The sequence below is a fragment of the Pluralibacter sp. genome (genome assembly GCF_019237635.1).
Taxonomy (GTDB): Bacteria; Pseudomonadota; Gammaproteobacteria; order Enterobacterales; family Enterobacteriaceae; genus Enterobacter_B.
On sequence record NZ_JAFAGS010000017.1, the window covers coordinates 66778 to 75733 of the forward strand.

Annotated in this window: 8 protein-coding genes; 3 read left to right on the forward strand and 5 right to left on the reverse strand. The window is 58.9% G+C overall.

The window, feature by feature from the left end:
* Nucleotides 1-4 precede the first annotated feature (4 nt).
* Nucleotides 5-694 carry a phosphate response regulator transcription factor PhoB gene (phoB, locus tag JO226_RS02435; RefSeq protein WP_293489733.1) on the reverse strand — a complete coding sequence of 230 codons (690 nt, stop codon included), beginning with the start codon at nt 692-694 and terminating at the stop codon, nt 5-7.
* 194 nt (nt 695-888) lie between these two features.
* Here phoB and sbcD point away from each other — a divergent pair, with 194 nt between their 5' ends.
* Both sbcD and sbcC read left to right on the forward strand, forming a co-directional pair.
* Complete coding sequence (gene sbcD / locus JO226_RS02440) at nt 889-2091, forward strand: exonuclease subunit SbcD (protein ID WP_293489734.1); 1203 nt, start codon at nt 889-891, stop codon at nt 2089-2091.
* Nucleotides 2088-5228: an exonuclease subunit SbcC gene (gene sbcC, locus JO226_RS02445; protein ID WP_293489735.1), complete on the forward strand. Its 3141-nt coding sequence runs from the start codon at nt 2088-2090 to the stop codon at nt 5226-5228. The genes sbcD and sbcC overlap by 4 nt, the downstream gene beginning before the upstream one ends.
* Nucleotides 5229-5265: 37 nt before the next feature.
* Here sbcC and mak read toward each other — a convergent pair whose 3' ends face one another.
* Entirely contained in the window at nt 5266-6171 is a 906-nt protein-coding gene (gene mak / locus JO226_RS02450; RefSeq protein WP_293489736.1) for a fructokinase, read from the reverse strand.
* Between the two features lie 93 nt (nt 6172-6264).
* Between mak and rdgC the strand changes: the two genes are divergently transcribed.
* Nucleotides 6265-7176, forward strand: a complete 912-nt coding sequence (gene rdgC / locus JO226_RS02455; RefSeq protein ID WP_293489738.1) for a recombination-associated protein RdgC — start codon at nt 6265-6267, stop codon at nt 7174-7176.
* Nucleotides 7177-7215: 39 nt separating this feature from the next.
* Here rdgC and ppnP read toward each other — a convergent pair whose 3' ends face one another.
* The 3 genes from ppnP to aroL form a co-directional block, all read right to left on the reverse strand.
* Nucleotides 7216-7500 (reverse strand): pyrimidine/purine nucleoside phosphorylase, encoded by a 285-nt coding sequence (gene ppnP / locus JO226_RS02460; RefSeq protein WP_293489740.1) that lies wholly within the window; start codon nt 7498-7500, stop codon nt 7216-7218.
* Nucleotides 7501-7578: 78 nt separating this feature from the next.
* Nucleotides 7579-8256, reverse strand: a complete 678-nt coding sequence (locus JO226_RS02465) for an AroM family protein (protein ID WP_293489742.1) — start codon at nt 8254-8256, stop codon at nt 7579-7581.
* Nucleotides 8257-8545: 289 nt separating this feature from the next.
* The coding region (aroL, locus tag JO226_RS02470) for a shikimate kinase AroL (RefSeq protein ID WP_293489744.1) at nt 8546-8956 on the reverse strand (411 nt) is incomplete at its 5' end.

Below are 8956 nucleotides of genomic sequence, written 5' to 3' on the forward strand. Positions count from 1 at the left end.
GTTATCAGAAACGGGCAGAGAACCGATAACCCGTGCCGCGAACGGTTTGCACCATTCGGTCATGACCACTATGTTCCAGCGCTTTACGCAGGCGGCGAATATGAACATCCACCGTCCGGTCTTCAACATATACGTTCGTTCCCCAGACGTGGTTCAGCAGCTGTTCGCGGCTGTAGACACGCTCCGGGTGGGTCATAAAGAAGTGCAGTAGCTTAAACTCCGTTGGCCCCATGTCCAGCGGATTCTCACCGGTCATCACGCGATGCGAGGAGGGATCAAGGCTCAGGCCTTGCATTTCAATCACTTCTTCTACCGCCATCGGCGATATACGTCTCATGACCGCTTTAATACGGGCGACCAGCTCTTTCGGGGAGAAAGGTTTGGTGATGTAATCATCAGCGCCGGTTTCCAGCCCGCGTACGCGGTCTTCCTCTTCGCCGCGGGCGGTCAGCATCACGACCGGGATATCGCGGGTCATAGCTTCGCGCTTGAGATGCTTAATGAACTGAATCCCCGATCCGCCCGGTAGCATCCAGTCGAGTAAAATCAGATCAGGCCAGGGTTCATTGAGTTGCGTCAGAGCGCTGTCATAATCTTCCGCTTCAACAGGCTGAAAGCCATTTTGCTCCAAAACGAAGCACACCATTTCGCGAATCGGCGCTTCATCTTCAACGACCAGAATACGTCTCGCCATTATTTACCCTGTGTTTTTAGTAACAAGCCTAAAGTGCGGCGCCATTATGCGTCAGATTTATGACAGATTTATGAATAAGATGACCGTCTTATGATAGTGGATTTTTGAATTATGACACGAGCTGAATGCAGCCATCGCCCTGCACACACTCTGCGTTTATAATCCCTGTCACGCTTTTTTGCCACAGGACACTTATGCGCATCCTACACACCTCCGACTGGCACCTGGGCCAGAACTTTTACAGCAAAAGCCGGGCCGCTGAACACCAGGCGTTTCTCGACTGGCTGCTCGACACGGCGGAAACTCAACGGGTGGATGCCATTATCGTGGCGGGCGATATTTTCGATACCGGCTCGCCGCCGAGCTATGCGCGCGAGTTGTATAACGGCTTTGTGGTTAATCTACAGCAAAGCGGTTGCCATTTGGTGGTGCTGGCGGGCAACCACGATTCGGTGGCAACGCTAAACGAATCGCGCGAAATTCTGGCCTTTTTGAATACGACCGTGGTGGCAGGCAGCGGAACGCCGCCCTGCGTGCTGAACCGCCGCGACGGCACACCTGGCGCTATTTTGTGCCCGGTGCCGTTTCTGCGCCCGCGCGATGTGGTGGTAAGCCAGGCCGGGCTTTCCGGCGGTGAAAAGCAGCAACACCTGCTGCAGGCCATTACCGACTACTACCAGCAGCAGTATGTTCAGGCATGCGAGCTACGCGGCGACCGCCCGCTGCCGATCGTAGCCAGCGGTCACCTGACCACCGTCGGCGCCAGTAAAAGCGACGCCGTACGCGACATCTATATCGGCACCCTCGACGCCTTTCCGGCGCAGAACTTCCCGCCAGTGGACTATCTCGCCCTCGGGCATATCCACCGAGCGCAGAAAATCGGCGGCAGCGAGCATATTCGCTACTGCGGCTCGCCGATTGCCCTCAGTTTTGACGAAACCGGAAAACCCAAAAGCGTCAACCTGGTCACCTTCGCCGACGGCAAACTCGCGGAAGTTACGCCGCTGGAGGTTCCGATCACCCAGCCGCTGGCGGTGCTGAAAGGTGATTTCGCCAGCATCAGCGCGCAGCTCACGCAGTGGCGCGATGCCCCGGCCACATCGCCAACGTGGCTGGATATCGAAATCACCAGTGAGGAATATCTGCATGATATTCAGCGCAAAATCCAGGCGCTGACCGACGGCCTGCCGGTAGAAGTCCTGCTGGTGCGCCGCAGCCGCGAGCAGCGTGAGCGCATGATCATGGGCGAACAGCGGGAAACGCTGAGCGAGCTGCGCGTGGGCGACGTCTTCCAGCGCAGGCTGGACATGGAATCGCTTGACGCGCCGCAGCAGGACCGCCTGCACCAGCTGTTTAACGAAACAGTGCAAACGCTCTGTGGGGAGGAAACGGCATGAAGATCCTGAGCCTACGCCTGAAAAACCTCAACTCCCTGAAGGGAGAGTGGAAAATTGACTTTACCGCCGAACCGTTCGCCAGCAACGGGCTGTTCGCCATTACCGGCCCGACGGGCGCGGGGAAAACCACCCTGCTCGACGCCATCTGCCTTGCGCTGTATCACGAGACGCCGCGCCTTAACACGGTGTCGCAATCGCAAAACGACCTGATGACGCGCGATACCGCCGAATGTCTGGCGGAAGTCGAGTTTGAGGTCAAAGGCGTGGCCTATCGCGCTTTCTGGAGCCAGAACCGGGCGCGCAACCAGCCGGACGGCAATCTACAGGCGCCGCGCGTTGAGCTGGCGACCTGCGCGGACGGCAAAATTCTGGCCGACAAAGTGAAAGACAAACTGGAGCTGACCGCCTCGCTTACCGGGCTGGACTACGGGCGCTTTACCCGCTCGATGCTGCTTTCTCAGGGACAGTTCGCCGCCTTCCTGAACGCCAAACCCAAAGAGCGGGCCGAACTGCTGGAGGAGCTAACCGGCACCGAAATTTACGGACAGATCTCAGCCCAGGTGTTTGAAAAGCATAAAGCCGCGAAAACCGAGCTGGTAAAACTGCAGGCGCAAGCCTCGGGGATGGTTTTACTCACCGATGAGCAGCAGCAGGCGCTGCAGCAACGTTTGCAGGCGCTCACTGACGAAGAAAAACAGCAGCAGGACGTACAGACCCGAACCCAACGTTGGGTACAGTGGCAGGTGCGGGAACATGAGATCAGCCGCGAGCAGGCGCGCGCGCAGGCCGCGCTGCTCAGCGCAGGACAGGCGCTGCACGACGCCGAACCGCAGCTGGCGAAGCTTGCGCTGGCGCATCCTGCCGATACGTTGCGCCCGCTGTGGCTGCGTCTGCAGGATCAGCAGGCCGCGTTGCAACATGTGCGTCAGCAAACGGCAGAAGTAAATACTCGCTTACAGAGCCAGACCGGGCTGCGAAACCGCATCCGCCAGAGCGCCGTTCAGCAGCACACGCAGTTGCTGGCGCAGCAGAAAACCCTCGGCGACTGGCTCACCGCCCACGATGGCTATCGCCACTGGCAGCGGGAGCTGGCCGGGTGGCGGGCGACGTTTGGGCAGCAGGCGCGCAATGCCGCACAGTTGCAGACGCTGGCGCAGCGCGAGGCTGGGCTCAGAAGTGAGCTCAGCGCGCTACCGGACACCGCACTGACCCTGGATGCCACGGCAACGGCGGCGGCGATGGAGCAGCACGCCGCCCTGCGTTCGCACCGCCAGCAGCTCAATATGCTGTACGGACGCTTTGCGCCGCTGCAAAAGCGCCGCCAACAGCTACAGCAGTCGTTGCAGCAGCGCCAGCAAGAGCTGGAACAGCACGATGCCGGACTCGCCCGCCTCCGCCAGCACTATAAAGAGAAGCTCCAGCAGTTTACCGATGTGAAAACGCTCTGCGATCAGGAGCGCACCATCGTCGCGCTGCAGGAAGAGCGCGCCCGTCTGCAGGTGGGAGCGGCATGCCCGCTGTGCGGCTCAACCGACCATCCGGCTATCGAACGTTACCAGGCGCTGACGCCGGGCGTGAATGAGGCGCGCCGGGACGCGCTGGATAAAGAGGTGAAACAGTTGGCCGAGTCCGGCGCCGCGCTGCGCGGTCAACTGGAAGCGCTCAATAAGCAACAGCAGGCCGACAACAGCGAGATACAGACGCTGGCAGAGCAGGAGCAAGCACTCACCTTACAGTGGCAGACCACCGTCGCCGCGCTGGGCATTGCCCTGACGCCGCAGGCGGATATTTCCGCCTGGCTGGAAGCGCAACAGGAGTACGAACAGCAGCTTTTCCGTCACAGCCAACGGCTCGCCCTACAGCGCCAGATTGATGCCCTGAATACACAGGCAGCAGACCTTCGCCAGCAGCAGGCGCAGCATCAGCAGGCGCTGGCGGTCACGCTCAGCGCATTTGCCCTGACGTCGCCGCAGGTGGGCGAAGAGGCTCGCTGGCTGGACGCGCGCGAGGCGGAAAGCGCGCAGTGGCAGAACTACAGCGACGAACAGCAGCGTAACCAGCGCCAGCTTGAGCGACTGCAACCGCTGCTCGACACGCTGCCGGAAACCGCCCAACCCGAAGCGCACGACGAAATCACGCTGGAGGGCTGGCAGCAGGTGCATCATGAGTGCGTCTCGTTGTCCAGCCAGTGGCAGATGTTACAACAGCAGGAAACTGAGGCTAGCGCGCGTCAGCAGGAGGCGCAGCAGGCCTTTGATCAGGCGCTGGCCGCAAGCCAGTTCGCCAACCAGCAGGCATTCCTTGAGGCGCTGCTCGACGAGCCTACCCGCAACCGTCTGGCGCAACTCAAACAGACGCTGGAAAACCAGTTGCACCAGCAGCAGGCGCTGGCCGCCCAGGCGAAAGCGATGCTGGAACAGCATCAGCAGTTGAAGCCCGCCGGTTTTCCTGAGGCGGAGAGTCTTGAGACATTACAGGAAAAACTACAGCAACTGGCTCAGCAGATGCGCGAGAACAGCACGCAGCAGGGCGGTATTCGCCAGCAACTGAAGCAGGACGCTGACAACCGCCAGCAGCAGCAATCGCTGATGCAGGAGATAGACGACGCCGCAAGGACGCTGGAGGACTGGGGCTGGCTCAATGCGCTTATCGGCTCCCGGGAGGGCGATAAATTCCGTAAGTTCGCTCAAGGGTTAACGCTTGATAACCTGGTGTGGCTGGCGAACGAGCAACTCAGCCGCCTGCATGGCCGCTACCTGCTGCAACGCAAAGCCAGCGAAGCGCTGGAGCTTGAGGTCGTCGATACCTGGCAGGCCGATGCGGTACGCGATACCCGTACCCTGTCCGGCGGCGAAAGCTTCCTCGTCAGCCTTGCGCTGGCGCTGGCGCTGTCGGACCTGGTCAGTCACAAAACGCGAATCGACTCGTTGTTCCTCGACGAAGGCTTTGGCACGCTGGACAGCGAAACGCTGGACACCGCGCTGGATGCGCTGGATGCGCTTAACGCCAGCGGTAAGGTCATCGGCGTTATCAGCCACGTTGAAGCGATGAAAGAGCGGATTCCGGTGCAGATCAAGGTGAAGAAAATCAACGGGCTGGGATATAGCAGGCTGGATAAAGCGTTTGCCGTCGCGTAATAGCGTCCTCACGCCAACGGGGTGAGGACGAGAAAAACTACAGCGGCCACAGCCACGCCGCGCCGCGCACGCCGCTGGAGTCGCCGTGGGCGGCCCGGCGGATCGGCGTTTCGCATTCGCCGCCGAACACAAACGGCTTCATCAGTTCCGGCACGGTCTGGTATAGACTATCGACGTTGCTCATGCCGCCGCCCAGCACGATAGCGTCCGGATCGAGAATGTTCACCACATGCGCCAGCGATTTCGCTAACCGCAGCTCGTAACGACGAAGCGCCTTTTCCGCCAGCGCATCGCGCTCCCCGACCAGCCGCATAATGTCGCTGCCCTTCAGCGCCCGTCCGCTCAGCCGCTGGTAATCGGTGGCGAAACCGGTGCCGGAGATGAAGGTCTCAATACAGCCCTGTTTGCCGCAATAGCACGGCACCTCCGCGCGATAGCGCAGCTCGTCCTCATCCATCCACGGCAGCGGGTTATGCCCCCACTCGCCCGCCGTACCGTTGCCGCCAATGTGCGCGCGCCCGTTAATGGCGACGCCCGCGCCGCAGCCGGTGCCGATGATCACCGCAAACACCGTCTGGGCACCCTTTGCCGCGCCGTCCACCGCTTCCGAGACTGCCAGACAGTTGGCGTCATTCGCCAGCCGCACGTCACGGTTTAAGCGACGGCTCAGGTCTTTATCGAAAGGCTGGCCGTTAAGCCAGGTGGAGTTGGCGTTTTTCACCACGCCGGTATACGGCGAAATCGACCCGGGGATCCCCATCCCGACGCTGCCGGACTGACCGGTCTCTTTTTCCGCCATCGCCACCAGCGTGGCGATGGTTTCAATGGTCTGCTGATAATCATTACGCGGCGTCGGCAGACGGTGACGAAACAGCTGCTCCCCCTTATCGCTCAGCGCAATGACTTCCGTCTTCGTTCCACCCAGATCGATACCTATTCGCACAGAAGCATCCTCAGTTCCTGATTAACAATGCAAGCATAACGACAATTCGCTATCATGCCCGCTGGATTTAACGACAAAGCCGTGGAAATTATCATGCTGTGGTTCAAAAATTTAATGGTTTACCGTCTCAGCCGCGACATCTCCCTGCGCGCTGACGAGATGGAAAAACAGTTAGCCGAGCTGGCGTTTACCCCATGCGGAAGTCAGGATATGTCCCGAACCGGCTGGGTTTCGCCGATGGGTTCGCACAGTGACGCCCTGACGCACACGGCAAACGGCCAAATCCTCATTTGCGCGCGCAAGGAGGAGAAAATCCTGCCGGCGCCGGTGGTGAAGCAGGCGCTGGAAGCCAAAATCCAGAAGCTGGAAGCCGACCAGGGTCGTAAGCTCAAGAAGACCGAAAAAGACTCGCTGAAAGACGAAGTGCTGCACTCCCTGCTGCCGCGAGCTTTCAGCCGCTTCAGCCAGACGCTGTTGTGGATAGACACCGTCAACGGTCTGATCATGCTCGACTGCGCCAGCGCGAAAAAAGCGGAAGATACCCTGGCCCTGCTGCGTAAGACGCTCGGCTCTCTGCCGGTGGTCCCGCTGGCGCTGGAAAACCCCATTGAGCTGACGCTGACCGAATGGGTACGCTCAGGATCTGTGGCGCAAGGCTTCCAGCTCCTCGACGAAGCGGAACTGAAAGCTCTCCTCGAAGACGGCGGCGTGATCCGCGCCAAGAAGCAGGATCTGGTCAGCGATGAGATAGCGGTACATATTGAGGCCGGAAAAGTGGTTACCAAGCTGGCGCTCGACTGGCAGCAGCGGATCCAATTCGTCATGTGCGACGACGCGTCCATCAAACGCCTGAAATTCTGCGATGAACTGCGCGATCAAAACGACGATATCGATCGCGAAGATTTCGCGCAGCGCTTCGACGCTGACTTCATCCTGATGACCGGTGAGCTGGCGGCGCTGGTCGCCAACCTGGTGGAAGGACTGGGCGGAGAGGCCCAGCGCTAAGACGTTTTTGCCTTCCTGCCGATGCAGGAAGGCAAGACATTACAGGTAACGGCAAAGATACGAGGTCGGCTCTGCGACCTGCAGATGAAACTCGCTGCTGCCCGGCACGTGGAATGTCTGCCCGGCTTCATAGGTTTTCCACTCCGTTTCTCCCGGCAACAGCACATGCAGCGCGCCGCTAACCACGGTCATCTCCTCAGGCTGCGCGGTACCAAACGTATATTCCCCTTCCACCATAACGCCAACGCTGGCGCGGCCAGTGCTGCTGCTGGTAAAACCGATAGACTTCACTTTACCGGAAAAGTATTCATTACTTTGAAGCATAAACTGGCCCTTATTTATTATCGATGAAGAGCCAATATAGGGGGCGCAGGCGCCCCCTGTCACGCAAAAAAAACGTGCCTACACCAGCAATTCCGCCGCCAGTCTCGCGACCAGCACATTCGACAACAGCACCGGGACATCCAGCGCTTTTTGCAGCACGTCGCGATGGTGTTGATGAAAACCGAGGCAGTCGAGCATCAGCACATCAGCACCCTCTTCCAGCAACTGTTTTCCCGCCGCAATGAGCTCCTGGTCCGTTCCGTGCACCGGATTGGCCAGCGCGTAAAGAGGCGGATTTTGCAGCGCCTGCCATTTTTTACGCTGCATTTTTAACAGTTCCGGGATGGGGACTATCACGCCCACCTGATGACCATCGACAATAGAGTTGACCAGCGGCGGGATAATGCGCTGCGGCTCAAGCAAAATGGCGTTGCGCGCCACCAGCCCGCTAACCGGCGCAGAACTCATCAGTAAAATGACGTCATAGTTTTGGTTATCCAGCACTTCAATGACGGACTGGAGGTTACGTTCAGTTTTGGCGAGGGAAATTTCCGCCAGTTGATTGTCATTAAGTAAGGTAATGATGATTTCCTCACCCGCCTCTACGCCGTAGCTCTCCATGACCGTCTCCCTCGACATCTTCCCCAACAGGTTGATGTGGGTTATTCGTTCTTCCCTGATATGCTCAGTCAGGAGTGGCAACACCTCACGCAGCGGTACCACTCCAATAGTAAGAATCGCCAAAGTCGCATTCATGTTATGTACCTTCTTCACTACCACTGCTTTAACACAGGCTCACTGCTTTTGAATCGCCCCCTGATGGCTAAAAAACAACCGTCTTGTAGCGTAGCAGCTTCACCGCACATCGGATCGTAAAGATTCCTGAAGTATCCAGAACACTCCTGTAATATCTTGAGGTTAACGGTTTATTAACATTCGTTTTGGCTAAAAAGTGTGATACACGCCCAGTATTGACGTTTTCCTGCATACGGGCGCGTGATAGTGGGTCGAAACTGGCGAATTGGCGCGTTTTGCGGCCTGAGAGTTATCGCAAAACCGCGGTGTTTGCCCGTGCGGGCTGTGAGCTTCCGGTGGCAAGTACGGTAAGGATCTGCGTGACAACGTCGTCCGGTTCATTGGCGGCATCGACGATGGCATGGGCCGCTTCACGATACAGCGCGTCGCGCTGGGCCAGCACTTCACGCACCTCTTCGGCGATGGGTTTACCGGTGAGCGTTGGCCGCTGGCTCTCTTCGGGAAAGGCTTCCAGCCTTCCAGCCAGCACGCTGACGGGCGCTTTCAGATAGATAACAATGCCATTTTCCCGCATGAACCCGCGATTAACCGGCGCAAGAATAATGCCGCCGCCGGTGGCGATCACATGCTGTGCCGCGGTAACAGCCTGTAGCGTTTGCGTTTCCCGGGCGCGAAAACCGGCCCATCCCTCTTTCGCCAC

Bases quoted from the DNA above. Each gene is read 5' to 3' on its own strand.
- phoB (WP_293489733.1), bottom strand. From the start codon at position 694: ATGGCGAGACGTATTCTGGTCGTTGAAGATGAAGCGCCGATTCGCGAA.
- sbcD (WP_293489734.1), top strand. From the start codon at position 889: ATGCGCATCCTACACACCTCCGACTGGCACCTGGGCCAGAACTTTTAC.
- sbcC (WP_293489735.1), top strand. From the start codon at position 2,088: ATGAAGATCCTGAGCCTACGCCTGAAAAACCTCAACTCCCTGAAGGGA.
- rdgC (WP_293489738.1), top strand. From the start codon at position 6,265: ATGCTGTGGTTCAAAAATTTAATGGTTTACCGTCTCAGCCGCGACATC.
- ppnP (WP_293489740.1), bottom strand. From the start codon at position 7,500: ATGCTTCAAAGTAATGAATACTTTTCCGGTAAAGTGAAGTCTATCGGT.
- JO226_RS02465 (WP_293489742.1), bottom strand. From the start codon at position 8,256: ATGAATGCGACTTTGGCGATTCTTACTATTGGAGTGGTACCGCTGCGT.